This is a genomic window from Sinomonas susongensis (genome assembly GCF_005877005.1).
GTDB classification, from domain to species: domain Bacteria; phylum Actinomycetota; class Actinomycetes; order Actinomycetales; family Micrococcaceae; genus Sinomonas; species Sinomonas susongensis.
Genome location: NZ_SSNH01000004.1, coordinates 205,451 through 230,850, shown reverse-complemented (window position 1 = coordinate 230,850; position 25,400 = coordinate 205,451). Strand labels below are relative to the sequence as shown.

Annotated in this window: 35 protein-coding genes; 25 read left to right on the top strand and 10 right to left on the bottom strand. The window is 64.3% G+C overall.

Translation table 11 applies throughout. The features are described from left to right. Positions 1 to 17: 17 nt before the first annotated feature. Entirely contained in the window at positions 18 to 1,088 is a 1,071-nt protein-coding gene (locus E6A21_RS07775; RefSeq protein WP_138443569.1) for a LysM peptidoglycan-binding domain-containing protein, read from the top strand. Between the two features lie 37 nt (positions 1,089 to 1,125). Here E6A21_RS07775 and E6A21_RS07770 read toward each other — a convergent pair whose 3' ends face one another. Then, entirely contained in the window at positions 1,126 to 1,899 is a 774-nt protein-coding gene (locus tag E6A21_RS07770; protein ID WP_212745889.1) for a COG4705 family protein, read from the bottom strand. A gap of 339 nt (positions 1,900 to 2,238) precedes the next feature. Here E6A21_RS07770 and E6A21_RS07765 point away from each other — a divergent pair, with 339 nt between their 5' ends. Continuing rightward, positions 2,239 to 2,646 carry a VOC family protein gene (locus tag E6A21_RS07765; RefSeq protein WP_138443568.1) on the top strand — a complete coding sequence of 136 codons (408 nt, stop codon included), beginning with the start codon at positions 2,239 to 2,241 and terminating at the stop codon, positions 2,644 to 2,646. A 30-nt stretch (positions 2,647 to 2,676) separates the two neighbouring features. Here the strand turns inward: E6A21_RS07765 and E6A21_RS07760 are convergent, their stop codons facing one another. After that, the gene (locus E6A21_RS07760) at positions 2,677 to 3,267 is read right to left on the bottom strand and encodes a dihydrofolate reductase family protein (RefSeq protein ID WP_138443567.1); all 591 of its coding nucleotides are present in this window, start codon (positions 3,265 to 3,267) and stop codon (positions 2,677 to 2,679) included. Between the two features lie 91 nt (positions 3,268 to 3,358). On the opposite strand from E6A21_RS07760, the gene E6A21_RS07755 reads away from it, so the two are divergent. Both E6A21_RS07755 and E6A21_RS07750 read left to right on the top strand, forming a co-directional pair. Then, complete coding sequence (locus tag E6A21_RS07755) at positions 3,359 to 4,432, top strand: DNA polymerase IV (RefSeq protein WP_484385946.1); 1,074 nt, start codon at positions 3,359 to 3,361, stop codon at positions 4,430 to 4,432. 109 nt (positions 4,433 to 4,541) lie between these two features. After that, positions 4,542 to 5,837: a hypothetical protein gene (locus E6A21_RS07750; RefSeq protein WP_138443566.1), complete on the top strand. Its 1,296-nt coding sequence runs from the start codon at positions 4,542 to 4,544 to the stop codon at positions 5,835 to 5,837. A 370-nt stretch (positions 5,838 to 6,207) separates the two neighbouring features. On the opposite strand, the gene E6A21_RS07745 is transcribed toward E6A21_RS07750, so the two are convergent. Continuing rightward, positions 6,208 to 6,492: an ion channel gene (locus E6A21_RS07745; protein WP_425471532.1), complete on the bottom strand. Its 285-nt coding sequence runs from the start codon at positions 6,490 to 6,492 to the stop codon at positions 6,208 to 6,210. Here E6A21_RS07745 and E6A21_RS18280 point away from each other — a divergent pair. The 3 genes from E6A21_RS18280 to E6A21_RS07735 all read left to right on the top strand — a co-directional run bounded on the left by E6A21_RS18280 (position 6,475) and on the right by E6A21_RS07735 (position 8,356). Then, the gene (locus E6A21_RS18280; RefSeq protein WP_281281564.1) at positions 6,475 to 6,609 is read left to right on the top strand and encodes a hypothetical protein; all 135 of its coding nucleotides are present in this window, start codon (positions 6,475 to 6,477) and stop codon (positions 6,607 to 6,609) included. The two genes, E6A21_RS07745 and E6A21_RS18280, sit on opposite strands and share 18 nt — an antisense overlap. Next, positions 6,609 to 7,817: a hypothetical protein gene (locus E6A21_RS07740; RefSeq protein WP_138443564.1), complete on the top strand. Its 1,209-nt coding sequence runs from the start codon at positions 6,609 to 6,611 to the stop codon at positions 7,815 to 7,817. Before E6A21_RS18280 ends, E6A21_RS07740 begins: the two co-directional genes overlap by 1 nt. Before the next feature lie 248 nt (positions 7,818 to 8,065). Beyond that, complete coding sequence (locus E6A21_RS07735) at positions 8,066 to 8,356, top strand: hypothetical protein (protein ID WP_138443563.1); 291 nt, start codon at positions 8,066 to 8,068, stop codon at positions 8,354 to 8,356. Positions 8,357 to 9,507: 1,151 nt separating this feature from the next. On the opposite strand, the gene E6A21_RS07725 is transcribed toward E6A21_RS07735, so the two are convergent. Beyond that, positions 9,508 to 10,356: a hypothetical protein gene (locus E6A21_RS07725; protein WP_138443561.1), complete on the bottom strand. Its 849-nt coding sequence runs from the start codon at positions 10,354 to 10,356 to the stop codon at positions 9,508 to 9,510. Between the two features lie 293 nt (positions 10,357 to 10,649). On the opposite strand from E6A21_RS07725, the gene E6A21_RS07720 reads away from it, so the two are divergent. Further along, positions 10,650 to 11,156, top strand: coding sequence for a hypothetical protein (locus E6A21_RS07720; RefSeq protein WP_138443560.1), 507 nt, complete (start codon positions 10,650 to 10,652; stop codon positions 11,154 to 11,156). Between the two features lie 143 nt (positions 11,157 to 11,299). Further along, positions 11,300 to 11,566 carry a hypothetical protein gene (locus tag E6A21_RS07715; protein ID WP_138443559.1) on the top strand — a complete coding sequence of 89 codons (267 nt, stop codon included), beginning with the start codon at positions 11,300 to 11,302 and terminating at the stop codon, positions 11,564 to 11,566. An 8-nt stretch (positions 11,567 to 11,574) separates the two neighbouring features. On the opposite strand, the gene E6A21_RS07710 is transcribed toward E6A21_RS07715, so the two are convergent. From E6A21_RS07710 to E6A21_RS07685, 6 genes are all read right to left on the bottom strand, one after another. Next, a complete protein-coding gene (locus E6A21_RS07710) occupies positions 11,575 to 12,165 on the bottom strand; it encodes a hypothetical protein (protein ID WP_138443558.1) in 591 nt (196 codons plus the stop codon). Between the two features lie 28 nt (positions 12,166 to 12,193). Beyond that, entirely contained in the window at positions 12,194 to 13,069 is an 876-nt protein-coding gene (locus E6A21_RS07705) for a hypothetical protein (protein WP_138443557.1), read from the bottom strand. Positions 13,070 to 13,564: 495 nt separating this feature from the next. After that, on the bottom strand, positions 13,565 to 14,677 hold the full coding sequence (locus E6A21_RS07700; protein ID WP_138443556.1) for a helix-turn-helix domain-containing protein: 1,113 nt from the start codon (positions 14,675 to 14,677) through the stop codon (positions 13,565 to 13,567). Further along, positions 14,658 to 15,302, bottom strand: coding sequence for a hypothetical protein (locus E6A21_RS07695; RefSeq protein WP_138443555.1), 645 nt, complete (start codon positions 15,300 to 15,302; stop codon positions 14,658 to 14,660). Before E6A21_RS07695 ends, E6A21_RS07700 begins: the two co-directional genes overlap by 20 nt. Positions 15,303 to 15,584: 282 nt before the next feature. Further along, a complete protein-coding gene (locus E6A21_RS07690; protein WP_138443554.1) occupies positions 15,585 to 16,697 on the bottom strand; it encodes a tyrosine-type recombinase/integrase in 1,113 nt (370 codons plus the stop codon). 551 nt (positions 16,698 to 17,248) lie between these two features. After that, positions 17,249 to 17,488, bottom strand: a complete 240-nt coding sequence (locus tag E6A21_RS07685) for a helix-turn-helix domain-containing protein (protein WP_138443553.1) — start codon at positions 17,486 to 17,488, stop codon at positions 17,249 to 17,251. 175 nt (positions 17,489 to 17,663) lie between these two features. Between E6A21_RS07685 and E6A21_RS07680 the strand changes: the two genes are divergently transcribed. The 16 genes from E6A21_RS07680 (at position 17,664) to E6A21_RS18355 (ending at position 25,248) form a co-directional block, all read left to right on the top strand. Further along, positions 17,664 to 17,909 (top strand): helix-turn-helix domain-containing protein, encoded by a 246-nt coding sequence (locus tag E6A21_RS07680; RefSeq protein WP_138443552.1) that lies wholly within the window; start codon positions 17,664 to 17,666, stop codon positions 17,907 to 17,909. A gap of 1 nt (position 17,910) precedes the next feature. Next, the gene (locus tag E6A21_RS07675; protein ID WP_138443551.1) at positions 17,911 to 18,147 is read left to right on the top strand and encodes a helix-turn-helix domain-containing protein; all 237 of its coding nucleotides are present in this window, start codon (positions 17,911 to 17,913) and stop codon (positions 18,145 to 18,147) included. Positions 18,148 to 18,234: 87 nt separating this feature from the next. Further along, positions 18,235 to 18,486, top strand: coding sequence for a hypothetical protein (locus E6A21_RS07670; RefSeq protein ID WP_138443550.1), 252 nt, complete (start codon positions 18,235 to 18,237; stop codon positions 18,484 to 18,486). 83 nt (positions 18,487 to 18,569) lie between these two features. Further along, positions 18,570 to 19,061, top strand: coding sequence for a hypothetical protein (locus E6A21_RS07665; RefSeq protein WP_138443549.1), 492 nt, complete (start codon positions 18,570 to 18,572; stop codon positions 19,059 to 19,061). Next, positions 19,058 to 19,213 carry a hypothetical protein gene (locus E6A21_RS17825; protein ID WP_171041316.1) on the top strand — a complete coding sequence of 52 codons (156 nt, stop codon included), beginning with the start codon at positions 19,058 to 19,060 and terminating at the stop codon, positions 19,211 to 19,213. Before E6A21_RS07665 ends, E6A21_RS17825 begins: the two co-directional genes overlap by 4 nt. Then, positions 19,210 to 19,344 carry a hypothetical protein gene (locus tag E6A21_RS18275; protein ID WP_281281563.1) on the top strand — a complete coding sequence of 45 codons (135 nt, stop codon included), beginning with the start codon at positions 19,210 to 19,212 and terminating at the stop codon, positions 19,342 to 19,344. The genes E6A21_RS17825 and E6A21_RS18275 overlap by 4 nt, the downstream gene beginning before the upstream one ends. Next, positions 19,337 to 19,615: a hypothetical protein gene (locus E6A21_RS07660; protein ID WP_138443548.1), complete on the top strand. Its 279-nt coding sequence runs from the start codon at positions 19,337 to 19,339 to the stop codon at positions 19,613 to 19,615. Before E6A21_RS18275 ends, E6A21_RS07660 begins: the two co-directional genes overlap by 8 nt. Next, the gene (locus E6A21_RS07655) at positions 19,608 to 20,444 is read left to right on the top strand and encodes a hypothetical protein (RefSeq protein ID WP_138443547.1); all 837 of its coding nucleotides are present in this window, start codon (positions 19,608 to 19,610) and stop codon (positions 20,442 to 20,444) included. The genes E6A21_RS07660 and E6A21_RS07655 overlap by 8 nt, the downstream gene beginning before the upstream one ends. Continuing rightward, positions 20,441 to 20,986, top strand: a complete 546-nt coding sequence (locus tag E6A21_RS07650; RefSeq protein ID WP_138443546.1) for a hypothetical protein — start codon at positions 20,441 to 20,443, stop codon at positions 20,984 to 20,986. Before E6A21_RS07655 ends, E6A21_RS07650 begins: the two co-directional genes overlap by 4 nt. A gap of 67 nt (positions 20,987 to 21,053) precedes the next feature. Then, positions 21,054 to 21,680 carry a hypothetical protein gene (locus E6A21_RS07645; RefSeq protein ID WP_138443545.1) on the top strand — a complete coding sequence of 209 codons (627 nt, stop codon included), beginning with the start codon at positions 21,054 to 21,056 and terminating at the stop codon, positions 21,678 to 21,680. After that, positions 21,677 to 21,985 carry a glutaredoxin family protein gene (locus E6A21_RS07640; protein ID WP_138443544.1) on the top strand — a complete coding sequence of 103 codons (309 nt, stop codon included), beginning with the start codon at positions 21,677 to 21,679 and terminating at the stop codon, positions 21,983 to 21,985. The genes E6A21_RS07645 and E6A21_RS07640 overlap by 4 nt, the downstream gene beginning before the upstream one ends. Continuing rightward, positions 21,982 to 22,149 (top strand): hypothetical protein, encoded by a 168-nt coding sequence (locus tag E6A21_RS17820; RefSeq protein WP_171041315.1) that lies wholly within the window; start codon positions 21,982 to 21,984, stop codon positions 22,147 to 22,149. Before E6A21_RS07640 ends, E6A21_RS17820 begins: the two co-directional genes overlap by 4 nt. Continuing rightward, complete coding sequence (locus tag E6A21_RS07635) at positions 22,146 to 22,520, top strand: hypothetical protein (RefSeq protein WP_138443543.1); 375 nt, start codon at positions 22,146 to 22,148, stop codon at positions 22,518 to 22,520. Before E6A21_RS17820 ends, E6A21_RS07635 begins: the two co-directional genes overlap by 4 nt. Before the next feature lie 106 nt (positions 22,521 to 22,626). Further along, positions 22,627 to 23,088, top strand: a complete 462-nt coding sequence (locus E6A21_RS07630; RefSeq protein ID WP_138443542.1) for an HNH endonuclease — start codon at positions 22,627 to 22,629, stop codon at positions 23,086 to 23,088. A gap of 37 nt (positions 23,089 to 23,125) precedes the next feature. Beyond that, positions 23,126 to 24,598 (top strand): DNA cytosine methyltransferase, encoded by a 1,473-nt coding sequence (locus E6A21_RS07625; RefSeq protein WP_212745888.1) that lies wholly within the window; start codon positions 23,126 to 23,128, stop codon positions 24,596 to 24,598. Beyond that, positions 24,595 to 25,248 carry a DNA methyltransferase gene (locus tag E6A21_RS18355; protein ID WP_138443540.1) on the top strand — a complete coding sequence of 218 codons (654 nt, stop codon included), beginning with the start codon at positions 24,595 to 24,597 and terminating at the stop codon, positions 25,246 to 25,248. The genes E6A21_RS07625 and E6A21_RS18355 overlap by 4 nt, the downstream gene beginning before the upstream one ends. Positions 25,249 to 25,400: the final 152 nt, after the last annotated feature.

Sequence of the window (25,400 nt, the reverse complement as noted above, 5' to 3'; positions counted from 1 at the left end):
GGGAGGAGAACTGCCGCATGAACAAGGGACGTCGCCTGAGGGCAGCCTCGGTCACCGCATCGGCCGCCGCTTTGACCGCCGCGATCGCGGCCCCGGCAGCTGCCGCCGCGGACACCTACGTTGTCCGCCCGGGCGACACACTCAGCGGGATCGCGGCGCGTACCGGGGTACCGCTCAACACCCTCTTCCAGCTCAACGGCCTCGGCTGGAGCTCGATCATCTACCCCGGGCAGCACATCCGGATCGGCAGCACCCCGGCAACCCCCGCAGCCCCGAGCGCCGCGCCCGCCGCTGCGCCCGCGCCCGCGGTCACCGCGCCGCAGACCTACACCGTCAAGAGCGGCGACACGCTCTGGGGCATCTCCCAGCAGACCGGCGTGCCGCTCAGCGACCTCCGCAGCCTCAACGGCCTCGGGTCGACGTCGACCATCTACCCGGGCCAGCGGATCGTGATCCGCGCGGCGTCGACCGCCCCCGCAGCCTCGGCCCCCGCGGCCGCCGGCCAGCCGACGTCGTCCGCCGCTCCCGCGCCGTCGAACGTCAAGGCGGCAACTGCAGCCCCGCCAGGGTGGTCCTCGTCGATGTGGGACGACACCACGGCGCGCCAGAAGACCATGTACGGCGTGCAGGAGAAGACCGGCATTCCGCTCGGGACGCTCATGTCGAAGGGCGGTGGCAGCACCGCGTCGGGCACCGAAACGGTCGCCCAGATCCAGGCCATGGTGCGCCAGACCGCCAGCAGCATGGGGGTCCCGACCGCACTCGCGCTCGCCATCGCCGAGCAGGAGTCCAGCTTCAGGCAGAACGTGACCTCCTCCGTCGGAGCGATCGGCGTCATGCAGATCATGCCTGCCAACGCGAGCTGGCTCTCGAGTCTCGCCGGGCGCCCCCTCGACCTGCGGAACACGAACGACAACATCACTGCGGGCGTCGCGATGCTCCGCTGGCTCCTCAAGAACGCCGCGAGCCAGGACATCGCGATCGCCGGATACTACCAGGGCCTCTACGGGGTCCAGGCGTACGGGATGTACCCCGACACCAAGGCCTATGTCGCGCAGGTCAAGGCGCGGATGGCGAAGTACTCCTAGGCGTCCGGACTTCCCGCGCGGCCCAAGGCCCCCGGAGCTACCGCGCGGCCTCGGTCGCCGGCTCGAGCTCGCCGGCCTTCCTCTGCCGCACCTGCAGGTAGCCCACGAGCGCGACGATGAGCACCAAGAGCACTGCTGCCACGGGCCCGTCGCCCCACCCGAGGCCGCCTGCGTCCTGTCCCTTCCCGGTCCAGTCGGCGAACGAGGCGCCCAGCGGACGCGTCAGGACGTATGAGACCCAGAACGCCGCGATGCTGTTCATCCCGGCGCGCCAGGCCACGCCCGGGGCCACAAAGAGGACGGCGAACACGAGCCCCGCGGCAAGGAAGCCGAGATGAGCCGTATAGGCGAGCAGATCCCCCGCAGCGGTTCCGAGGGCGAAGGCCGCCGATACCGCGGCCCAGTAGAAGATCTCCCTCCGCGTAGTGGTGATGCTGTGGATCGAGAGGGTCCCCTCGACGCGGTACCAGGCCCAGAAGATCACAACCAACGCGACGGCGAAGGCCGCCGAGGAGAGCCAGTACGGCACATCCATCACGACGTGCAGGACGTCGGCCGCCATCGTCCCGAAGACGGCGACCATGACGATCGCAAGCCAATAGACCCACGGGACGTAGCGGCGGAACCAGAACTGCAGCGCGAGCGCTCCGACGAACAGCAGCGTGCAGGCCACGACTGCGAGGTAGGGGTTGAAGTCGTTCACGAGATAGTCCGCGGTCGCCTCCCCGAGCGCCGTCGTCAGCAGTTTGATGACCCAGAAGAGGGCCGTCACCTCGGGGACTTTCCGGAAGATCACTCGCTCCGCCACCACGCCTGTTGCCTCTCGCACGAAAACTGGTCCAGCCAGACTTTAGACGACGATCTTGAGAGCTGGCTTGGAGGGAACTTGCAGAAGACCCCCTCTTGTACATGTCAAAGCTCGCTCGCCGAAGGCTGGCGGGTCGGGAGAATACAAGGCTAAGGTGGTCCACGCACGCCGCCCGTGGGGGGTTGACGTGCGTCGGCGCGCTCGGACCGAAAAATCGGGCAGAGCCCCGGGCGCGCCGGCTTGCCCGCCATTTTAGCCGCGGGTCGCAATCCCGATCCTGGCTTCCCCGCGGCGGGCCGACCGGCCCGGCTTGGCCTGCCCTCGAGACGAAGGTAAAGCGGAATGGACATCGTCGCCCCCCAGAAGATCACGACGTTTCTCATGTTCGAGGGCAACGCGGAGGAGGCGATGGACTTCTACCGCTCGCTCTTCGACGGCGCCGAAGTCATCAGCATGAGCCGCTACGGGGCCGACGGCCCCGGCAGGGAGGGAACCATCCAGCACGCGACGTTCACGCTCGCCGGCCAGCCGTTCATGTGCATCGACAGCCCCGGGCACCACGACTTCACCTTCACACCGGCCGTGTCGCTCTTCGTGCAGTGCGAGAGCGAGGCCGAGATCGACCAGCTCTATACGGCTCTGGCCGAGGGAGGCGGCGAGCTGATGCCCCTGGGGAACTACGGGTTCAGCACCAAATTCGGTTGGGTCAACGACCGGTTCGGGGTGTCCTGGCAGCTGAGCCTGGCGTAGGAGTCGCGGCGTAGCGATCGGTACGACCGCTCACGAAGATCCCCTCTGGTCGCTCCCGGCACCTGGCGGCTCGGGCAAGATGGCCGGTACGTATTCGAGCAACTGGATGCGTCCGTCGAAGGTGCGCGTGCTGATCATGTCGAGCGCAACGTCGGGGTAACCGTCGTAGATCCGCTCCCGGCCGGTACTCCCCGTGATCACTGGGAACACGACCACGCGGTAACGGTCCACGAGGCCGGCCTTCAGGAGTGAGCGGCACAGGCTGAGGCTGCCAATGGTGCGCATCGGCTTCGACTCGCCTGCCTTCATCTCCCGCACCGCCTCAACAGCGTCCCGGCTGACAAGTTGCGTATTCGCCCAGGCCAGAGGCTCACTCAACGTTTTCGAGAAGACGATCTTCGGTATGCCCGACAGAGGCTCGGTGCCCGGCTCACCCGCAGCCGCGAATCCCGACATCACGCGATACGTTGTTGCGCCCATGAGGACGGTGTAGTCGGCTTCTGGGGCGTCGGCGAGCCACGCCAGATACTCCGGCCCCTGAAGGCCCCACCACCCCGGCCAGCCTTCAGCCGCCGCGTAGCCGTCGAGCGAGGTGATGAAGTCGATGAGGAGTTCCGGCATCGTCATGTCCTTGTCCCTGGAATCTCGTGACGCTCCCATCTTCGCTTCGACGGTCGATGCCCGCCAGAGATGTTTCGGGCAGACTGATGGCGTGAGCGCAATCCGGTGGGTGCTGCACGTCGATCTCGACCAGTTCATCGCGGCGGTCGAGGTGCTCCGCCGCCCGGAGCTGGCGGGCAAACCCATCATCGTCGGCGGCCGGGGCGACCCGACGGAGCGAGCGGTGGTCTCGACTGCTTCCTACGAAGCCAGGGCGTTCGGCGTCGGTTCCGGCATGCCGCTCCGCATCGCGGCCCGGAAAGTGCCCGACGCAGTGATCCTGCCTGTCGATCACGAGGCCTACCTCGAGGCGTCCGAAGCGGTGATGGGTACCCTGCGCACGCAACCCGGCGCCGTCGTGCAGGTGCTGGGCTGGGACGAGGCCTTCGTCGGCATTCAGACGGAGGATCCGGAAGCCTACGCCCGGCAGCTGCAGGCCGCCGTCCTGGAGCGCACGCAACTTCACTGCAGTGTGGGCATCGGGGACACCCTCGTCCGGGCCAAGGTCGCCACCGGCTTCGGAAAGCCAGCCGGCGTCTTCCGTCTCACGGCGGCGAACTGGCTGGACGTCATGGGCAGTCGGCCCACCAAGGACCTCTGGGGCATCGGAGCCAAGGTGTCGGGCCGGCTCGCGAAACTCGGAATCAACACCGTCGCCGAGCTCGCTGCGTGCGACCCGCAGGACCTCGTCCCGGAGTTCGGCCCCAAGATGGGTCCCTGGTACGCGCAGCTCGGACGCGGGGAGGGAGCCAGTGTTGTCGACGACACCCCTTGGGTCCCCCGCGGGCACAGCCGCGAGACCACCTTCCAGCGCGACCTCACCGAGCCGGACCAGGTGAACGACGCCGTGAGGGAGCTGACGGCGCATGTCGTCGAGGATGTTGTGGCCGACGGACGGCCCGTGGTCGGGCTGACCCTCAAGGTTCGGTACGCCCCCTTCTTGACCAAGACCCACGCGAGGAAGATTCCCGAGACATTCGACGCGAGCGAAATCCTCGCCCGGGCCATGGACCTCGCAGCCGGAATAGAAGCTGGCCGTCCGATCCGCCTCCTCGGCCTGCGGGCCGAAATGCCGATGCCCGATGATGCCCGGAAGGGACATACACCGACGCGCAGCGGCTGGTGACGGCATTGTTCCCCTTGTACCAGCACTCGCGGGAGAACTCGATCAGATGAGGATGCTCAACTGCCGTCGACCATTGCGTACCGCGGCCGTGTTCGCAGGAGGCGCATGCGTGGTCGGGCTGATGGCCGGGGCCCTCTCATCGGACGTCGCCTCGACGCCAAGAGCGACCACGGGCGTCTCGCTGCCTGCAGGCGTGACCCTCAAACCCATCGACGGGGGCCAGACCTATTACGACAAGTGGCCGGCCTCCAGCTTCCCCGGCGCTACGACCATGTTTCCGGTCACCCGCTGGGCAGCTGACGCCAAAGGGGCAGCAGACGACAGCACGCTCATCAACACCTATCTCGAAGACGGGTACATGACACCCGGCTGGCAGGACGATTCACACTTCTATGGGATTGGTGACACCACGACCCGCGCCGGCGGAGAACTCGTCGCGGACGAGGCCGACCAATGGGCTGGCGACGGCTGGGGCAGCTGGTCCGGGCAGGTCGGGTTCGGCACGGCGAACATGTGCACCGACGGGACGTTGGACTGCGGCTACACAGCACTGAAGTCCCTCTCGCAACAGCTCTCGGGCAGCAAGTTCAAGTACGCGAACTTCGGCAAGTACGCAGGGACCCAGGGCGACTCGCGCAACTGGCTCTCATTCACGCAGTCCACCGACGTCGCATCCTCGGACGTGTACTTCGAGCAGGAGGGATGCATCTTGGCCCAGGGATGGTGGGGTGTCAACCGCGTCATCGTCGGTGACTCGTCTTACTCCCAGGACCTCCGATGCACCGATCCCACCAACCTCGACCCCCGCATCCGACTCTCACGCAACTACGGGCGGCTCGTCTTCCATGAACGGCAGATGCAGGGTGGGACCAAGCCGATCTACTCGTTCAACGAACTTACCGGCCAGGACGGCAACGAAGTCAATCCTGCTACGTTTACAGCAGGCCTTTGGTCAGCTGTGATCGAGGGGGCTCGCGGCATCAACTACTTCACGCACAACTTCGTGCGCCCCGGTGGGGCATCGGATTCCTTTGAAGATCCGGCGTTCGCGGGCGTAAAGGCGGCAGCACAGTCGTTCTACACGACAGCTCAGTCTCTTGCACCGGTCTTGAACGGTCCGGACGCGGTCGGGCTCGTCACTTCGTCAGCGGACCGGAAGACCCCCGACGGTGACCCCGCAGGGCCGGAATACCTGGCGAAGTGGAACAGTGGTCACCCTTACATTTTCGCGCATGACGCCGCCGATTCTGTCTCCAACGCCTCCGTGACCTTCGCCTTGGCGGGCAGTATCGGCACGAGCGTGAGCGTCCTCGGCGAGAACCGGACGATTCCGGTAGTCAACGGCCAGTTCACCGATACCTTCGCGAACACCGACTCGGTCCACATCTATCGCGTGGACCTCTGAAAAAGGCGGAAACCACGCTGCGCGGGACGCGACATTCCTGGGTTAGGCGTCACCCAAATCCAGGCCCGCGTCACCCACAACGAAAAGAGGCCCGGAAAACCGGGCCTCTCAAGGGTGGAGGTAAGGGGATTCGAACCACCTCGCCCAACCCCGGAAACAAGCCGAAAACCGCGGAATTCCGCGGAAGTCATCAGGTGCAGTTGGGTGCGTTTCGGTCCGTTTCTGGCCGGATACCGGACGCCGTCCGGTCCGAGGTTTCAGCTTCGGGCCGATGTGTCGACATCCATTGCCGCGTTTCGGTGCGATGGCATTGCCGGCATCTACGTCGACGGCGAGCGGAGACCCGGCCTGGCCTTGACCGGGTCTGCACTCACGAGTCTGGCTGGTGAGCCTCGAGGGCCGCCGTGAGCCGAATGACCTGCTCCCTGAGCGACCGGATCTGATCCTCCAAGGGCTCGTCGATCGCCTCCAGCACGGCTGCGGTACTCTCAACCATCTTGGCCGCCGTCTCCCCCGTCTCCGTGGATACGCTCTCCACCAGCCAGGAGGCGATCGTGGCGGTCACCACGCCAAGCACGGCGACACCCGCGACCATCAGGCCAGCCGCTGCCAGCCGTCCGACGGCCGTCACCGGGTAGTGGTCGCCGTAGCCCACGGTGGTATCCCGCCCGCCAAACGCGGCAACATCCTGTCCCTTCGCAACACCCTCACGGCTGCGAGCTACCCGTTCACCCTCGACAACCTCAAGATCTACGACATCGGAGGTGTCTGATGCCCGTCCTCCATCCAGACCCCGCCACCAGAAAATGGCGGTGGACGGAACCGAACACGTTCAACGCCGAGTCCGGCCTCTGGACCAGCCGCGAGCTCCCTGCCTCCCCGAGTGCGTTCCGAGGATCACTGTTCTGGCCCAAGTACGTAGCCGAGGGCACCGTGCTCACTCGCGACGTCCGCGGAACCCGAATGCCACTCGCGGCCAATAGCGCAGACATGGCGTCATGGATGGACACCAATGCCCTGTATACGGCTGGCGGGGCGTGGGGTGCGAAGACGTCGCTGAACACGTCTGTCTATGGGACAGAACCCATTGCTGTCTATGTCGTTGACTCGACCGCCCCGGGGGTCGATTGGCAGTACGTCGACTCCGTCTCCGCAGGCGCGGGCTACAACCAAGCGGAGGTTGACCTCTTCTGCAAGGGAAGGATCCCGCTCCCGGGCTGGGTCACGCCCCCGCCGCAGGGCGATAGGGGTCTCGCGCTCTACGATCTCGGGACTGGGGTGATGCGCGAATACTTCATGTTCCAACCTGTGGCTGGCAAGCCTGGCCATTGGACGGCCCGAACCGGTGGCTACTCTGTCGCAAAGCCCGGCCTCGTTGACCTGGCGCAGACCAACCCGGGCCTCCAGCTCCGCACGGGCTCGAACGCCGTCGTCGGTATGCACAACGCACTCGGGTTCCTCGGCATCGCGGAGCTCGTCGCGGGTCAAGTGAACCACGCGGTCGCCTTCACCTGCTCCAACATGGGCATCGGGCCCTCATGGCCCGCTCTCGGTGCAGACGGCCTCTCCACCGATCCAAACGCGCCAAAGGAGGGTCAGTGGTTCCGGCTTCCGGCAAGCGTGGACCCAACGAAGAATCCATCGACAGGGAAGCCCTACAACCCGCTCACGCAGGTGATCATCCGCGCCGTCCAGCGGTACGGTGGGTTCGCCTCCGATAAGAACCTCTGGGTCCATGCCTTCAACGGGGAGAACGGCCGGACATGGAAGCAGCTCTACGGTAAGGACCCTTGGTACCGAGACGGAACGGACACCACCGGAAAGTCCGACGGGATCCTCGTGCAGATGTATGGGACGACGAACCGGAGCATTGACGTCAGCGACTTCCCCTGGCACCTGACGGAGTGGGCGCCGGTCGATTGGGGCAGACCAAGCCCGGATTTCTTCTTGAGGCCGGGGCAGTCCGCGCCCTGGCAGTGAATCGGATCGGGGTGAGGGCGATGGAAGGATGCTCGACGAACCGCCATGACAGCCACGCCAGCGGAACCGTCAGCGCCAACGACAGCACCGCGAACCCTGCAAAACCGGCCAGGGTATGGATTCCGGTGACGGCCAAGACCTGTTGAAGGGGAAAGGCGTATATGTACACGCCGTAGGAGATGTCGTTCTTAGATCCGAGCCTGACCGGCAACCACGCACCGAGCGCTAGAAGGAGGAATGCCAGGGGAATGGCGCCCAGCGTCTTCACGGCCCCGAACCCAATCGAGATACCCAGCACAGCGGCGGCAAGGGCCCCCGCCGTTGGAGACAGGCGGATCTTCGAAGCGACCGCCCACAGGAGCGCCCCGGCGGAAAAGAACGTCCCGAGCCACAGGATGTGGAGGTACGAGGTCGTGGTGACGCCTAGGAGCGGTGCCATGATCTGGCCGAGTGTCAGCACGGCGAGCGCGAGCACCGATGTGATGGCGGGGTGCCGGCGCGCAATAGGCAGGGAGAACAGGGTCGCGGCGCACAGGTAGGCGCCGAACTCGTACGAGAGGCTCCACAAGGAGCCGTTCCAGGCGCCGGGATAAGGTACGGCGGACGGTCCACCGCCCACGTCCCACTGGCCGATAACCAGTAGGGCATTCCTCCACACGTAGCCGAATGCCGACCAGGAATCCCAGTGTCGACCAACGGCGGAATCGATGATCGGGGATAGGAGGAACGCGACGAAGATCAGGGAGGCCCAGTAGCCGGGATAGATCCGCGTGATCCGTCGCCCAAAGGAACATTCCGAGCGGCTGTCTGATCCGGGAGGCGGTGATGAGGTACCCGCTGATAGCGAAGAACCCACCCACCGCGAGGCCGCCGAGCCCGATGCCTCCGACCTGCGGCTCGACCCCAAACCCGCCGAGCGGCCACGAGTGCGCGACGATGACGAGAACTGCGAGCATGAGCCGGACGAAGTTGAGCGCGTTGTCGCGGCCCGCAAGACCTTCCCCCAAAGTGCGATTCATGAACGGAGCGTAGCTTCCAGCGTCCACCACTGAGATTGCCCCACTCAGTCCACGCACGAGGCGAGACGGCCCTCACCCTCAACGCCTCGAGGGTGGGGGCCGCTTTCGTGTCCTCGCACGTAACACCCCGGCATAACTGATAGCATCAGTCTCGCGTGCCCGAACCCGGCGGCCGGACGCCATGGCTACGGGAGCGCGCGTCGCGAACGCTACGGCCCCCACCCTCATCCGAGGGTGGGGGCCGTTCTGCCGTTCCAGTCACGAGGTGCACTGTACGAAAGCTCGCGCCTACGAGGCAATCTAGGTGGGTCGGGCTGAGGCCTACCCTGACAATGCTTATCTTCTCCGAGAGGGCTCTGCAAGGGGGACGCAAGTGACCACGAATGTAGGCACGGAGCTCGAACTGGAAGCACTGCTCGATTTGTCGGTGATCCTGGTCGCTGGGGTTGCATGGCAGAAGCACGACGGCCGATGGTACGAAGCAAGCAACTACTCCCGAGGCTTGGACTCCCAGATCCTCTCCCAGGAAGCCGTCGGGACGCCCATAGGAGCACTCACTGCGGGACCCCAGCCGAGGCCGACGAAAACCATGGCCCCGCCCTCCCGAGGTGGGTACACCGAGGACCTAGGGAGGAGACCTAGAGCCTGAATTGATGCCCGCTGGGGCTCATCTATTTCGAGCTCCGAGGCTTCTTTGGCAGCGGCTCGGGAGTATTTCTGTACAGTTCGAGGTCTGCTGCGAACCGAGGGTCCAATGGCACTTCAGGACCTTCCCCTCGCAATTTTCGCGCGTCCAACTCATCAAATAAGCGTTCCTGTGCGAAAAGGAAGTCCACGTACTCTTCCACGCTTATCCCGCGGGCCGCAGCCTCGTCCATCCGACTCTTGGGCAGGAACAGGTCGAGTATGCGAGCTTTGGTCGTGCGCATGGACTTCGCGACTTCGCCTGCGAACTCAAGTTCACTGCGAGTCCATCTGCTCATCCATTCCGGACGCGACGGCTCGCCCCGCTCCTTACTCTCCTGTTTGGAGTAAGCGGATTCCACTGGCGACCTGAGGACGATGCCCAGCTGATCGGCGAGCCAGCTCAGGTCGAACTCCCAGTGATGCTTGCTGCGCTCGATCCACTGCGCCCTTGCCTTCTGCAGATGGGCGTTCAGCTCGCGCCTGGACCAACCGTTCACAGCCATGAGCTGCTCTTCGGCATCGTCGGCGTAACCCACGATCTGCGCCCTGCCGTAGTGCTTTGCGCCGTGGCATCGAGGGCAGAGGGCGACAAGGCCGGTCAGCCTTTGGATGCGCGACTTGCCTATCGCTATCCACTCCCAATTCTCGTGGCAGTGGACGATACCTCGCGCCCCGGTACCGCCGCAGACAGCGCAAACGCCTCCGGATTGTTCTTTGGCGTACTTCTTGCATTTGTTCCACTCCCCTGCAGTGAGACGGTTACGTAAGTTCTCGCCGAACACGGTCGCCGGAATCATTTCGACCGAGAGCCGGGGTGAAGAGTCGTGAGTCACACCGCTGACCCTAGAGCCTTGGTCCGACAAATCACGCGTCCCGTTCGAGCTCGTCATCCTCCGTGTCGCCTCATCGCCTTGGCTGCTGTGGTCGCGGTCCGTGGTCGCAGTGGCGAAGTCACGTTCGGGCACCGCCGGCGATTATGGTTTGGACTGTGAAAGCAGTAGGCGCCGCCAGCCCCACCCATACCAAGGACATCGACATCCAAGCGATCTCCTATAACGATGCCTTCGATCTCCCTCACGAGCAGGTAGGGGACGAATGGCAGCCCCAGCAAGTCAAGTCGGCCTAGGTGGACAACTCAGTCTGGGCGGCGACCGCCTCCTTCTTAGGGAGCATCTTCGGCGGCAGCGCGACATCGGCATTGATCATATTTTTCGGAAACGGCCATCGCGAGCGGAAGAATTGGTGGCGAGAGAAGCGCTATACCTTCTACGTGGAACTGCTGACCAAGGCTGAGGAGGCCACAAACGAAGTGGACTACGCCTCCGACCACTATCTCGAGCAAGCCCCTCCGCAGTTCGACGAGGCAGAACCGCCAGCCCACCAGTTGATCCTTATGGACAAAAAGGTCGAAGCCGCGTATCGGGCGTGGCACCGTGCGCTGTGGATCGCGAGCACACGACTTCACACCAGCTACGCTCACAGAGAGTCGCCCACGAAGGAGTTCGACCACGACAAGGCCAGAACGGACTGTATGTCAGCAACGATTACCGCGGTCGCACGACTGGGGGATTTGAGCGAAGCGATCCAGAAGAACTTGGGGCTAAACAAGCTCCGCATGCGTTCAGACGACTAGCTTGCCCAAGCTATTACTTGGCCGTGCATGTCACCCAACGAAGGCGTAGCCGCCACAAGATAGACGACATGACCTCCGGCATGGGTACGCGGGGCGGCTCTGTTTGCGCCTCAGGGTTCGAACACGTGTTCTATCTTTAAGTCGTGAGCAGGGCGCGGCGCGATCGGGTGTGGCCACGGCCGCGGACGACACGGCACGCATGGTTCAAGGACAGCCCCGAGCCGGGCGAACCACCACGCCAAGTGCTCGTCGTAGCCTGGCGCAGGCACAGCTACCAATGGTCTGCACTGATCATCTACTGCGTCGACGTCCAAGGAAGCCCCGACCCCGTCGTCGTGCAGCGCTGGGTGCCTGCGCACCAGCTCAGACCCGTCCGGGCTGACCCGAACCAGGCCTTCGGGCTGAGATAGAACTCGACCTATGATGCGGCCTTGTCGCCCTCACGCAGTGCGGTAAGGGATGCCTGCGTGTAGTCCGCCCTGAAGACGTCGAAGTAGGCACCGAACAGGCGGCGCAGGACCGTGGTGAAGATCAAGGCGAGGTGCAAACCCAGAGCGACGATCAGGCCGCTTCCGAAACGACCAAGCCAACCCGTATGCAGCGTGCCTCCCACTATGAGGCCAGTGACCACGATTCCGACGATGCAGAGGGCGAAAAAAGAGATGTAGAGGCAGGCAGCCGCGGTCTGGCTGACCATTCTTGCGAGGCGCCCGTTGCGCTTGAGATCCGGCGTCTCCGACATCTTGATTCGGAGATTCGCCAAGAACACGAAAGCCGTGAGCATCGACCCAACGAGTAGGCCGCTACCGCTGAGAACGGCGGAGAAGCCCGGCGCGGACAACGTGGCCCCGATGACACTGACAACGGCGCCTGCGCTGAGGGGGAGAACGAACAACACGATCCGCGTCGGCCAGGCAATTTTCTTGGCCTCCGTCGTTCGAAGTCCGCTCAGAACTTGTTGGAACAGGACTTTCAGGCTGAACCGCTCGAGGTCACGCTGCCACATCATGCGCCTTCCCTTCGCCGATGCAATGAGTCTATGACCAGCGTCCGACAGCCCACCATCCTGGAGTACGGGTAACGCCGTTCACCGCGAGGATCTCCTCGAGCACATCGCGAGAGGCGGCTTCGAAGTCGGCCCCGCTCGGTCGCAGATGATCATGGATCGAGTAGACGAACCGCGGCCACCCTGAACTGACGTTGATCGTCCGGTTCCTGCCATCCTGCACCGTTTTGATCGTCTGTTCGTCGAAATCTCGACCATCCACTCCGACCATGGCTGCGACGTTGATGTGCGCGCCCGCCCCATACCCTCTGAGCAAGCGGAAGATGTCACGGGCTTTCGGTCCTGCTGGGTCGATACCAAGAGAGAGGCGGACGTTCCGCACCCCAGCCGGTTCGACGAATGCCCCATCCACGTGGTCGCCCCGCTGCACAAGGTCTACGCCTGTGATCTCCACATCATCACGCTGCAGATAGTTCCTCCATCCGACCCCATCTGCCACGTCATGCTCACCCTGCAGTTTGAGATTATGAGTCCGTAACGCCTTGTCGAGAGCCCTCGCGAAGTGCGTCATGAGACTGCCATTGCCCTGCACCTCGAAAGCCGCTGCGAACACCTTCTCACTTGGCGGAAGCACAGCGAGGATCCGCGAGTCCCTCATCACGGCCTCGTCGGCAAGAATCGCCTTTGCAGCTACGGGAGAGCCTGTCGTCGTGTCGACCACCGTCGCAGGCGTGCCAAACACTCCTGACGAGCCTGCCATCCTGACAATCCAGCTGGCGCGGTGGAGGAAGTCAAGAGAGAAGTACGACGAGCGCTTCTCCTCAGCAACCCCGACTCCCAGCATCTTAGAGAGCTCAGCGACTATCAGATCTGCCAGCGTCACCCCATTGCCCATGTCCTTGGACATGTCATGTGGGTCCGACTTTCGTACGTCGGTGACCTGGAAGAGACCAACGCGGTAACCGTAAGAAGTCATCTGTCCCCCGTTTCTGGCCCCTGTTCGGGACAAACCAAAACTACCTCCGCATCAACCACTCCACACCTAGTCGAACGGAAACCGAGCAAGCCGATTTGACAAGCATATCCAGCGCATTGACGCTGAACCGACGTGGAGGTTGCCACAGGAAGTCACATGCGATGACACGGCGGTGCTAAGCCGATGATGTGGTGATCCATTCGAATAGCTCGCACCCATGACACACGGAGCGCTCGCTGTGCCAATCTCAGCAGCGCGGAAATGAGCGTCCGGCATCAGGCGCGAGTACCGGTCGATGGTGAGTGGCGTCACGAGGATTGGTCCAGAACCACTCGTGGAATGTGGAATGCCGGACTGTTCTCCACGAGCGGCTTAACCTTCTCGACGAGCTTGAGGACGAAGGCTCATTGAGCGCACCGACTTGGCTCATGTTCGCGACGCAAAGAGCGGGACGACGTTCGAGCCAACCGCAGCCTCAGTTGTGGCAACCGGGGCCGTGTCCGGAGCCCCCGGCGCCCATGCGCGCAGGAACTCTGGCGCGACTCCGAGCGCATGCGAGGCCTTCATGTACGGGGCTTTGCCGAAGCTCCTCACCAGCATTTGGCGCAGCAGGATCGGTTTCTCGGGGCGGACGGTTACAGGCTCTTCCTTCCGCCAGCCCTTGTACGACAGTTGCACCATGAGCGATTTTCGGCGTGTCTCTGACAGTCTTCCAGCGTAGTAGGCGTGGGTAATGATGGCCTGAACTGACAGCCCCCATTGAGCCTTGAGTTTGAGGAAGCCGTTGAGGCTCAAGGAGTCATCCACGCATTCCCTCAGGACTGTAATCGGGATTAGGAGCGCCCTGGCAAAACGGTGGGCCTCCTTCTCCTTGACTCTCTCGTCGAGCTGGAGCCGGCGACTGTGGAGCACTATGTGGCCGAGCTCGTGGGCCTTAGTGAAGCGCAGTCGGTCTCCTGACAGTCCCTCGACGTAGGTGATGAGGGGCCGGGACGGATGAGGAGATGGACGAGAGATCCCATCGTGCTTAGTGAGCAGGCCTTCACCCGCATGTCCCAGTGGAGCAACTGCGACCCCCTTGCGTTCCAAGGCCCGTGTCAGGTTGAGAATTGGTGACTCTTGATCAAGCCCTATAGCACTGCGCGTTGCCTGGGCGAGTTCCTCGATGTCGACCACCGAAGCGTCTGTGTCGGCATAGGGCAGTTGGGGCATCGGGAACTCGACGAGCTTCCCGAGGGCGTTCGCAACTCGTTCGATTTCACCAAAGCGAGCCGTCACGGCAGCCAGGCCAGAGGCGGAGGCCATCTTCCTGAAGGACAGCGGCTCGAGGAGCCCGAGAGAAGCCTGCTCGAAGAACGTAGCGGGAGTCTTCGTCGCAAGGCAGATCGCGGCGACGGCGTCAGGCGTGAGAGTCCGAAGGCCACGCTCCATGAGAGAGATTTGGGCCTGGCTGATTCCGGTGTCCTGCGACAGCTGCGCTTGGCTGAGTCCGAGCAGGTTCCGCAGAGTCAGCAGCCGGTTACCCTGCTCCAGAACCATCCTCGATCTCCTCCTCGACCTCGGTTTCAAACAGGTCTTCGTCTTCGTAGTCCTCGCCCGGGAACTCCAACATCTCGAACAAAGTCCTAGTCGGGGCGAGGTCCATCATGAAGTCCGTGCTGACCGTGCCCCGAAACCTTCCGGGGACGAGGGGGCGCGCGACCTTGAGGTCGTAGACGCCGTCTTCCGACGGCGACCACAGGAGCAAGAGGTTGTGGCACGTGGGCACTTCGAGCTCGAGCTGCTCGAAGTCCAGCATGGGCTGGTTGCGCCAAAACGCGCGCCGCGCTGTGTTGCTTCCTGCGTGGGGGACTCGGGATGGGCGGGTGGCTTTGAGCATTCGCAGTCGGACTTGGCCGTCAGCGTGGTCGAACCGGAGCTGGCCCATGAGGTTGGGGTCCCCCTCGAGTCTCCAGTCACCCAACTCGGTGAAGGACAGGCTCTCGCGGACGGCGGCTCGGATCAGGGCGGATTGCAGATGTGCAAGCCGGCCCGCGTTCCGATAGGTCGGCAGGTGCTTCCTTACTTCGGAGTGAGCGAAGGCAAAGGCCTCGTGAAGTGGCTCCGTCAGTGGCAGCAGCCGCGCGTGCAGATCGCGGGCGAACGGTAGGTCGATCGTTGTCATGTAACCCCTCTCAAGGACGCACCTGTCATATTATTACACCAAAATTTAACTGCGCCCTGTTGACAGACGGCCTGCGTGTCGGTCGACCCACCGCCGGAAGAGATAGCCCTCGTCGTGGGGCTGACCCAGGATGAGCTTCGTCGCTACTGCCGCGTCTCCGGGATCTGCACCCGGCTCAGCAAGGATCGCATCATGCTCGAACAGCAAAACGCGCGGGACATGCAGCGGTGGATCAAGGACCAGCCACGGCCATCGTGGGAGGACGACCGTTCGTGCCGTGACTTACAGCTCGAGGGCCTTCTGCGCGACCTCGGCGCCGCGGAAGTGCGCGTCGGGGAGGAGATGCGAGTAGAGTTCGACGGTCATCTGCACGGATTCGTGCCCCATACGGCGCGAGAGCTCGTACATGTCCATGCCAGCCCCGAGCATGATGGCGGCGTGGAGGTGCCGGATCGAGTGCACTGTGACTTTGTCCTCGAGCCCGACGGCCCTGCGCGAGGCTTGCCATGCTCGGTTGTAGAACGCCTGCGGCGTCATGACACCGCCACGCTTCATGCGGAAGACCGTGCCCGCGCCTGCTGTCTCGACAAGTGGGCGGACGGCGGCGACGGTCGACGGCGCGAGCGAGATCGTCCGCTTGCCCTTGGCGGTCTTGGGAGGTCCGATGTACCAAGTTCCGTCGTCGTTCTGCTTCCATACCTTAATTATCCGGACGATCGGGATTGCCACGTCGAGCTTGAAGTCGTCGGCCAACAGGGCGGTCGCTTCGGAGTAGCGCACGCCGGAGCCGCGCAGGAAGTCCAGGAACGGCTGGAAGTGCGGGTCGATCGCGTCCCGGATCTTATGGAAGTCCTCGTTGGTCATCTCGCCGTCGTCGCCGGCCACGTCGCGTTTGGGAAGGCGCACACCGGCGCATGGGTTCGCTGGGATGAAGCCCTCGCGAGCCGCACCGATGAGCGTGGATGAGATGAGCCCGAAGACGTTGGAGACCGTCTTGGGCTTCTTGCCTCGCTTCTCCATCCAGACGATCCACGCCCGCAGGTCGTTGCCGCGGAGGCCCTTGATCTTCCTGGCGCCGATCGGCGACTTCTCGATGTGGAGGCGTAGGTAGTCCCGGTAGCGCTTCACTGTGTATGCCGTTGCCCCGGTGATGTGATCGATGTGGGTCTGCACTGCCTCGGCGAGCGTCGGGCCGTCCACGGTGGCCTGCTCGATGACCTTCTCGGCGAGTGCGAGCCGGCCGCCGTTGGCTTCGATGATCCGCTTGAAGGCCTCAGCCTCGGGCTCGGTGTCGAACTGCAGGGAATCCTCTGAGAGGTGGGAGTCGGGATCGTTCCACCGCACGGTGTAGACCACACGACCGTTCTTCCATGTCCTCGCCCTGATGAATGCCATCCGTCCCCCTCCGGTTGCGCCGTTTGGGGACGATCCTAGCCTCGCCACGTCCGGTTTTCGGGGCCCCACGTCCGGGGCAAAGAAAAGAGGCCCGGAATTCCGGGCCTCTCACGGTGGAGGTAAGGGGATTCGAACCACCTACCCCACCTCCGGAATCACGCGAAAACCATTGAAATCCCGGGGGACTTGACAGGAACCTTGGGTAGTGCTGCACCCCCGTCAGGAACCCCACCCGTTGAAATTTCAACGCGCCCCGAGTGGCGTCGCCCCATCATGCCCCTGCCCCGGACAGACCAGCCCGGCCGGGACCTAAGACCCGACTCGCCCGGCCGACACTCCCCCGTTTCGAGGAATGTCGGATCCCAGCCGCATCATTGTCAGGTAACACTCAGCTTTGTCAGGTTCCTCTCAGGAACCTGCTCACAGAGCACCGCGCATTTGGGAAAGTTGGGGAGATGAGCTACATCGCGACGAAGCTATCGGAGCAGGGAATCCACACTGTGGCGGACTTCCTCAGGGTTGCGCGCAGGAACGGGCGCGACCCGATCGAGCTACTTGCCGAGGCGTGCGACGGCTCGCTGAAGCAACTCGACCTGCGATAGACCCAACGCGTCGGCCACCTTGAAGAAGGTGCTCATGGGCATCGACCGATGACCCTTGATGTACCGGTTCAGGGTGGCCGGCGTCGTCCCCAGCTTCTCCGCAAGATCCTCCTGCGTCATGTCGTGCTCGAGAAGCTCGACCAGGATCTGCTTCTGGATCGCCGCTTCGAGCGCGTCGTCGTTGCTCATGTGGGTAAGTTACTCCATCGTTTGGACGAATAGCAATGGCTATCGGTAATCAGATTACCGAAGCAAGCAGGTCTGGGCCTATAGGTACTTCCAGTGCACCCAACTGAGTACAGCCCCTCCTGCACTCGCGAATCCCACCCTTGTCATTACCCAAACGAGCAAGTACAGTACCCATATGAGCAATCCTCCAAATACCGCACTGGACCCGAACGACGTAGCCGTCGGAAACCGGATCGCGGAAGCCCTGCTCATCAAGAGCATCAGCGTCCTCGCACTCGCCGAAGCAACAGGCATCAGCCGATCCAACCTCCAACGCAGCATCAAAGGCTCCCGGCCACTCAACATGCGCGAATTCCTCCGCATCAGCCGAGTCCTCGGCATTGCACCCGAAGTGCTCATCCCCAAGGATCTGGCGGCCTGACATGGAACAGGAAACCTATCTCACCGTCTCCGAAGTGAGGCAGATTCTCCGGTTCAAGTCAGACAAGACGATCTACAACGCGATCCGCGCCGGAAAGCTCCAGGCGACCCGCGTTGGCCGCAACCTCCGCATTACCCCGGCCGCCGTCAGCGAATTCACCCGGAACAAGACGGCCACTCCCAAGCGCGACCCGCGCAACCAGAAAGAACGCATCGCCCGCCTCATGCGGGCCAGCTAGCCCAGTCGGGCACCCACCCTCGCACACCCGAAAGACCGTCGTTTGGCGGCAGGCCCCGTTACGGGGGCCGGAGAAAGGTACTTCGCCATGCCCTCAATCCCTTTCGTCCAGCTCAAGAACACCATCCGTCAGATGCACGCCGACTTCGGCGATCCGATCAGCTCCCGCGAAGCGCACCGCATCGCACAGGGCGTGATGCTCTCGCAATGCGCCGAGCAGTTCGCGAACGCTGCCGAAGCCTACTTCCGCGAAGTCAAAGACCCCACCGGCGAGGAAGCAACCGACAACGTCCTCATCCAGTACCTCATCGAACGCGGCTCGCTCGCCAAGGCAGCGTGACGTCCTCGGACACCTGCACCACCCCACACCAACACCCCGGGCCCGCCAACGTGCGGGCCTTTTCTGTACCCACAGGAGCTCACGTGACCATCATCGACACCACCGAGACCGTCGGGCCCCTCCCGATCGGCTACACCGACCCCGCCGAGCCCACCGGCAGCGACGCCGAGAGCGAGCCTGTCCACTACTTCCCAGTCGGAGAACGGTACTGGCGGAACCGCATCTTCAAGCGTGATGGCGTGTGGCTGCTCGGCGCAGCCCACAACGACACACGATTCAAGAGCCCACTCTTCGGCAATCCGACCCACATAACGTCCGCGGCCAACTTCCCGGATGCCATCACAAGGCTGCGCGTCGAGTCGATCAAGGATCTCGGCTTCGAAGTCGACACGCGAGTCCTGGTGACCAGCAACCGCTTCACCGCATTCAACGGGGACCGAGGCGTGGACTTCCGCGACTGCACCGGCCGCGTGGTCAGCATCGACCCCAGCCTGCACCTCCCCATCGAGGTCGAGCTCGACCACCACGGCTACTCGTCGCTGTTCGGCGCCGACGAGCTCGAAGTCACCCCATGACCCGCGCCGCAGAGATCCTCGCCGCCGAGTTCCCCCAGATCGTCGACTTCGACGCGACCGGGATGACTACCGAGCAAGTCCACTACTTCCTCGGCGAATCCGCCGGCGTCGCCTTCTACCAGTACCAGACCCTGAAAGGAGACCCCCGATGACAGCGTTCCTCATCCTCGCCATGCTCGCCGCACTGTTCCTCGGTGCCGGTCTGCTCGCGTTGCTGCCATCCCTGCCCCTAGTCCGTGACCTCATCTGCATGCCCTGGGACGAGGAAGGCACCAATGCCTAGGGCCGCCGTCCTCGAGGTCACCTCGGAAGAGTGGCGGGCGCAAGCACTCGAGTTCATCGAGAACCACCCGATCGGCACGGAGTTCCACGCCGACAAGCTCAGAGGTCTGATCGCCGAACCGCCAAAGTCGACTGACTGGGCAGGCCTGTTCTCTGCCGCGAAGGCCGCGGGCCTTGTCATCCATGTCGGTTGGCGGCGGTCCACATACCCCGCTCGCAGACATGGCACCCAAGCCGTCTGGCAACGCGTCGAGAGGAAGCACCGTGACTGAGCCGAAGGACGCGTTCGAACAGCTCCGACGCCCGTTCGCACCCAACGAGATCGAGCGTCTGCCGAAGCAGCTCAGGAAGAACGACGACAACCGGGGCCCGTGCGAGGACACGCCCCGCGGACGCCAGTACAGCGCCGACAGGCACTTCTGTGGCGGCTTCCACGCGAGGTCGCTGCACCTCGACTACGTCGGCCACGCGGGCATCACCGACCGGCTAAACGAAGTCGACCCGCTCTGGGACTACGAGTTCATGCACGTAGACCTCCCCGCGTGGGCATCAGCCGCCGTCGGCGCGCTCTACCAGCACGGCACCCCCGACGCGATCGCCGAGGCCGGGCGGCTCGTGAAGCTGCACGGCATCCCGATCAGCCGCGACGGCGGGTACTGGATCAAGCTCACCATCCTCGGGCACACCCGGATCGGGTTCGGCGACGCCGGGGCGAAGTCCGGGGCGAACGCCACGAAGGAAGTCATCGGCGACGCGCTCCGCAACGCCGCCATGCGGTTCGGCGTCGGCACCTACTTGTGGTCGAAGTCCGACGCCGCGCTCGCCAAGAAGCAGGCCGAGGAAGTCGAGCATGACGACGCCCCAGCGGCCGCGCCGCCAGCTCCGCCGGCGCCTCCCGCGAAGCCGTGGGACGAGGCCCAGGCGGACGCCGCGATCAAGTTCGCGCTCCGCACCCAGCAACCCGAAGTCGCCCTCCGTAAAGCGTGGGACGACGCCAGCGCCACCGGATCACCCCAGCACATCCTCGACCGGATCCGGGCCGCCGCCCCATCCCAACAGCAACCCACTACCGAGCCCTACGAGAGCGAGATCGTCGAATGACCACCCTCAAGGAAAACAACCTCATCTTCCTGCTCAAGAAGACGCTCGCAGACATCGTCAAAGGCGAGGTCGACACCGACCGGGCCGAGCTGCTCGAGCGGCTTCTCGGCCAGTACGACGAGACGGGCACGAAGTCGTTCACCGTGCAGATCCCCGGAGCGGAGAAGGTCGCCACGCTCACCCTCGCCGAGCCGAAGCCGACGACGAAGGTCGACGCCGCGGCGCTGCTCGAGTGGTGCCGGGAGAACCGGCCCGACCTGCTCAAGACCGTGCACCACCCTGCGCAGGAGGCATGGGACGAAACGGTCCTCGCCGACGGCGCCGCCGTGACGATCACCAAGGAAGCCAAGCTCGCCGGGACCGTCTACATCACCGACGACGGCGAACCGATCGACGGCCTCGAATACGTCCCCGCTGGCCGCCCCAAGTCGTTCACCGTCCGCTACGAGAAGGGCGGGCAGGACCGCGTCATCGAAGCGTGGAAGGACGGCGAGCTCGGCGCCCTCGACACCGGCAAGAACCTCCCGCAGATCACCCAGTAACACCACACCCGAGGGGCGGTCTGCTGCGGCAGGCCGTCCCTTCCTCGTACCCACGAAGGAATAACCCATGAAGACCTCAATCACGGTCGCCAAGCTCCACGAACTCATCACACCCGTGCTCGGCTTCGCATCGAAAGATGAAACGCTTCCCATCCTCTGCTCGGTGCACATCGTCAGCACACCAACAGGGCTCATGGCTGAGGCGACGAACCGCTACGTGCTCGGCCGCTCGTTCGTCGACTGCGACACCGCTGGCGAGTTCGAAGCGCTCATTCACATCGAGGCAGCCCGCGCCGTTCTCCGCACCTTCCCTCGCGGAAAGACAACGCTCGATCGCCTGTGCACCCTCGAGCTCGCTGAGAGCACCGAAGGGAAGCTCACTGTCTCGGGCCAGACCGGGAACCCGTGGATGCCGGAAGCCGCGCTCACGCTGGACCTTATCGGCGGCGACTACCCGAAGCTCGGCGTCCTGTTCGACAAGGTCGCCGCAAACAAAGACCGCATCCTGGGCCTCACGCCCCAGCACGTAGAGACCATCTCTGCAGCGCTGGCTGCTGCCGACTTCAAGACGATCCCTGCGAAGGTCACCTTCCCGAGGAGCCCGGCGCAGCCCGTTCACATCACACAAGACACCCTCGTGGGCAGATTCGAAGCACTCATCCAGCCCGCACGAATCGCAGGAGACGCAGAATGACAACCGCAGCAATCGACCTCACCCAGCGGATCCAAGAGCGCGACGGCGTCTCCGTCGTCCTCTACACCAAGCCGGCCTGCCCGCAATGCGACATGACCAAACGCCAGCTCGACCGGGCCGGAATCCACTACACCACTGTGGACGTCACCGAGGACGAGACAGCCCTCTGGTACATCAAGGACTACCTCGGCTACCTCGCCGCCCCCGTCGTGGTCGTGGCCGTGCCGAATGGCGACGAGATCCATTTCAACGGATTCCGCCCTGACCTCATCGCGCAGCACATCACCAAGCGAGGCGAGCTGTGACCACACGCCAGATCGCCGAGGCCGAGTTCCTCGACTGGACCGACATCGCCGCAGCCTGGGGCGAAGCATACGCACGCACCGGGTCAGCGAAGTCGAAAGCCCAGCTCAGCATCGCCACCGCCCGCGCCGAAGCAGCCCACGCACGCATGGGGGCAATGGCGTGAACAGGAGCCACCGCCCCGAACCCCACGGCAACGAGCTGCTCGCCCAAGCCGTCGCCGAAGCGTACAAGCCCCGTGCCCTCAAGCTGCACTGTGTACGGGGCCACGAGTTCACCGCCGAGAACACCAACATCCGGCCCGACGGGAAGCGCCGCTGCCGGGCATGCGACCGCGAGCGCGGGCAGGCGAAACGCGCAGGCATCGTCTACGCCACAGCACGCAAGGCCACCCGATCCCAACGCGAGGAAGCCCGCAGCGTCGTCACCCCGGCACAGCACGAGAGCAACGTCTCCGGGCTGCTCCGCTACCTAAACGGCCGCGCCGCCCGACAGGCAGCCGCACGCCGCCGGCTCATGCTCGACCGCACCTCGTAACCCCCGCCAACGCAGGGCGTCGACTGGCGCGCTCCCCAGCAGCTACCACCGACGTCCCGTACCTGATACCCGCCGCACCCACGGCACAACCGAATAGGAGCACCCCTTGAGCGACCGGATCCTCTCGCGCATAAACCATGAGGGAGGTATCCCGGCCAGCCCCCACACGCCCGTGCCCGGTCAGTGCTGGACCTTCGCGTCCTGGCACAACAGCGCGGGATGCCCATACGTGCACTGGGAAGGCCGCGACCAGCCCGCCCACCGAGTGGTCTACATCCTCACGCGAGGCGAAGACATCACCGGACTCGATCTAGACCACCTCTGCCGCAACCCCGCCTGCGTCAATCCGGACCATCACGAGGCCGTGACGCACGCCGAGAACCAGCGGCGCATCGCCAAGCACCAGACCGCCTGCCGCCGCGCAGGCCACGACTGGACCGACCCCAACAACGTACGCACCCGCCCCAACGGCAAGCGCTACTGCGCGGAATGCGATAGGCAGTCCTGCCGCGCCCGCCACGCCCGCCGTCGCGCTGAGAAGAAGGAGACCCACCGTGCTAACGGTTAGTGATTTGTTTTGTGGCGCTGGAGGATCGAGCACAGGCATGGCCGGCGTGCCCGGGATCGAAGTGAAGATCGCCATGAACCACTGGCAACGCGCCATTGAAACCCACGGTGCGAACCACCCCGACGTCGACCACGTCTGCGCCGACATCCAGCAGACCGACCCCGAGTACATCCCGAGCACGGACATCCTTTGGGCCTCCCCTGAGTGCACGAACCACAGCGTGGCGAAGGGCCGCCGCCGGGTGACGAACCAGAAGCCTCTCTTCGGCGGCTCAGCCGAGGAGGCCGCGGCGACGAAGTCCCGCGCCACCATGTGGGACGTTCCCCGGTTCGCCGAGGTCCACGACTACAAGCTAATCATGACCGAGAACGTCGTCGACGCTGCCCGCTGGGTCATGTTCGACGCGTGGCTGTCCGCGATGCGAGCCCTCGACTACGAGCACCACATCGTCTACCTGAACTCGATGCACGCCCAGCTCGGCGGGCTCCCGGCGCCGCAGTCCCGCGACCGGATGTACGTCGTGTTCTGGAAGCGCGGCAATCGCCGGCCGGACTTCGACAAGATGCGCCCGCAGGCGTGGTGCCCGGATCACGGCATGGTGCGAGCGCTCCAGGTCTTCAAGAAGCAGGAGCGCTGGGGCCGCTACCGGGCCCAGTACAACTACCGGTGCCCCGAGGCGTCCTGCCGGAACCGCATCATCGAGCCCGGCTGGCTCCCGGCAGCGTCCGCGATCGACTGGACCATCAAGGCCGAGCGTATCGGCGACCGGGCCAAGCTCCTCGCCGACAAGACAATGAAGCGGATCAAGGCGGGCCTTGAACGCTACGGCAACCGGCCCATGCACCTCGAGGCAGCAGGCAACACGTTCGACGCAGCAACTCGCGGCGGCGACTACTTCCGGATCTGGCCGACAGAAGAACCGTTCCGCACCATGCACACCTCAGCGTCGAAGGGGCTCGTGATCGACGCCGTACGAGGCGCTCCGATAATCAGCGACACCACCGAGCCGTTCCGCACGCAGACGACCGCGTACACGCGTGCCCTGCTGATGCGGAACAACACGGGCGGTGCGGAGATGACGACGCCGGTCTACGAGCCGATGCGTACGCTCACGACGGGCGGCCACCAGTCGCTGCTCATGCCCTACTACGGCTCGAGCAAGCCCCAGCCGATCAGCGACCCGATCGGCACCCTCACTACCGTCGACCGGTACGCGATGATCACGCTCCGCGGGCAGAACGCGCCCAAGCACGTCAGCGAACCGATGGACACCTTCGCCGCCAACGGCAACCACCACGGCCTCATGAGTACCGAGCCCGTCAACGTCGAAGACTGCACCTTCCGCATGCTCGAGCCGCACGAGGTGACCTGGGGCATGGCATTCCCGAGGGACTACATCATGACCGGCACCAAGCGGGAGCAGGTCAAGCAGGCAGGGAACGCTGTCACCCCGCCGGCCGCCCGTGACCTCGCGATCGTCGCTGCCGGGTCGCTGGGAGTCGCGGCATGAGCCTCTACTACGAAGACGACTTTGTCCGGCTCTACCACGGCGACTGCCTCACGGAGCACCATGAATGGCTCGACGCCGACGTGCTGGTGGCCGACCCGCCGCATGGGATCGACTACCAATCCGGCCGTGAGCGCGCCACCCTCGCAGCATCGATCCTGAACGATAAGGACACCTCAGTCCGCGACGGTCTTCTGGGCGCGTGGGGTGACAGGTCAGCGCTCATCTTCGGCTCATGGAAGATCGAACGTCCTACGGAAACCAAGGCTCTGCTCATCTGGGACACCAAGGGCGCTCTCGGCATGGGCGACCTGAGCATCCCGTGGAAGCCGAGCCACCAAGAGATCTACGTGCTCGGAAGCGGCCCATGGCAGGGCAAGCGCGGGACTGACGTGCTCACTTACGCGCCAATCCAGGCGACGGCGAAGAACGGTCGGCTTCACCCGCACCAGAAGCCAGTCCCGCTCATGACTGCCCTTCTCGCCAAGACGGTCGGCTCGGTAGCCGATCCGACTGCGGGCTCCGGCAGCACGCTCGTCGCAGCGAAGGCTCTCGGGCGTAAGGCGATCGGCGTCGAGCTGGAGGAACACTACTGCGAGAAGGCGGCCCGCCGCCTGTCTCAGGGAGTCCTCGACCTCGGAGCGCTCGCATGAGGGCGACACGCGACTGGATCCCGGCGACGAGCTACAAGTGCCCTGGCTGCGGCAAGCCAAAGCCGAACATCGGCTGGCACGACGAGTGCCGCGACTCGCCAACGCCTGAGCTTCCGGGCCAGACGAGTATTGAAGATGTCTTGGATGGTCCA

Coding starts and splice junctions, on each gene's coding strand:
- E6A21_RS17825 (WP_171041316.1), top strand. CDS start 19,058: ATGACCCGCGCCGCAGAGATCCTCGCCGCCGAGTTCCCCCAGATCGTC.
- E6A21_RS18355 (WP_138443540.1), top strand. CDS start 24,595: ATGAGCCTCTACTACGAAGACGACTTTGTCCGGCTCTACCACGGCGAC.
- E6A21_RS07765 (WP_138443568.1), top strand. CDS start 2,239: ATGGACATCGTCGCCCCCCAGAAGATCACGACGTTTCTCATGTTCGAG.
- E6A21_RS07680 (WP_138443552.1), top strand. CDS start 17,664: ATGAGCAATCCTCCAAATACCGCACTGGACCCGAACGACGTAGCCGTC.
- E6A21_RS18275 (WP_281281563.1), top strand. CDS start 19,210: ATGACAGCGTTCCTCATCCTCGCCATGCTCGCCGCACTGTTCCTCGGT.
- E6A21_RS07660 (WP_138443548.1), top strand. CDS start 19,337: ATGCCTAGGGCCGCCGTCCTCGAGGTCACCTCGGAAGAGTGGCGGGCG.
- E6A21_RS07675 (WP_138443551.1), top strand. CDS start 17,911: ATGGAACAGGAAACCTATCTCACCGTCTCCGAAGTGAGGCAGATTCTC.
- E6A21_RS07760 (WP_138443567.1), bottom strand. CDS start 3,267: ATGCCGGAACTCCTCATCGACTTCATCACCTCGCTCGACGGCTACGCG.
- E6A21_RS07695 (WP_138443555.1), bottom strand. CDS start 15,302: ATGACAACGATCGACCTACCGTTCGCCCGCGATCTGCACGCGCGGCTG.
- E6A21_RS07740 (WP_138443564.1), top strand. CDS start 6,609: ATGCCCGTCCTCCATCCAGACCCCGCCACCAGAAAATGGCGGTGGACG.
- E6A21_RS07775 (WP_138443569.1), top strand. CDS start 18: ATGAACAAGGGACGTCGCCTGAGGGCAGCCTCGGTCACCGCATCGGCC.
- E6A21_RS07700 (WP_138443556.1), bottom strand. CDS start 14,677: ATGGTTCTGGAGCAGGGTAACCGGCTGCTGACTCTGCGGAACCTGCTC.
- E6A21_RS07690 (WP_138443554.1), bottom strand. CDS start 16,697: ATGGCATTCATCAGGGCGAGGACATGGAAGAACGGTCGTGTGGTCTAC.
- E6A21_RS07670 (WP_138443550.1), top strand. CDS start 18,235: ATGCCCTCAATCCCTTTCGTCCAGCTCAAGAACACCATCCGTCAGATG.
- E6A21_RS07710 (WP_138443558.1), bottom strand. CDS start 12,165: ATGATGTGGCAGCGTGACCTCGAGCGGTTCAGCCTGAAAGTCCTGTTC.
- E6A21_RS07645 (WP_138443545.1), top strand. CDS start 21,054: ATGAAGACCTCAATCACGGTCGCCAAGCTCCACGAACTCATCACACCC.
- E6A21_RS07650 (WP_138443546.1), top strand. CDS start 20,441: ATGACCACCCTCAAGGAAAACAACCTCATCTTCCTGCTCAAGAAGACG.
- E6A21_RS07735 (WP_138443563.1), top strand. CDS start 8,066: ATGGCGCCCAGCGTCTTCACGGCCCCGAACCCAATCGAGATACCCAGC.
- E6A21_RS07640 (WP_138443544.1), top strand. CDS start 21,677: ATGACAACCGCAGCAATCGACCTCACCCAGCGGATCCAAGAGCGCGAC.
- E6A21_RS07685 (WP_138443553.1), bottom strand. CDS start 17,488: ATGAGCAACGACGACGCGCTCGAAGCGGCGATCCAGAAGCAGATCCTG.
- E6A21_RS07625 (WP_212745888.1), top strand. CDS start 23,126: ATGGCCGGCGTGCCCGGGATCGAAGTGAAGATCGCCATGAACCACTGG.
- E6A21_RS07705 (WP_138443557.1), bottom strand. CDS start 13,069: ATGTCCAAGGACATGGGCAATGGGGTGACGCTGGCAGATCTGATAGTC.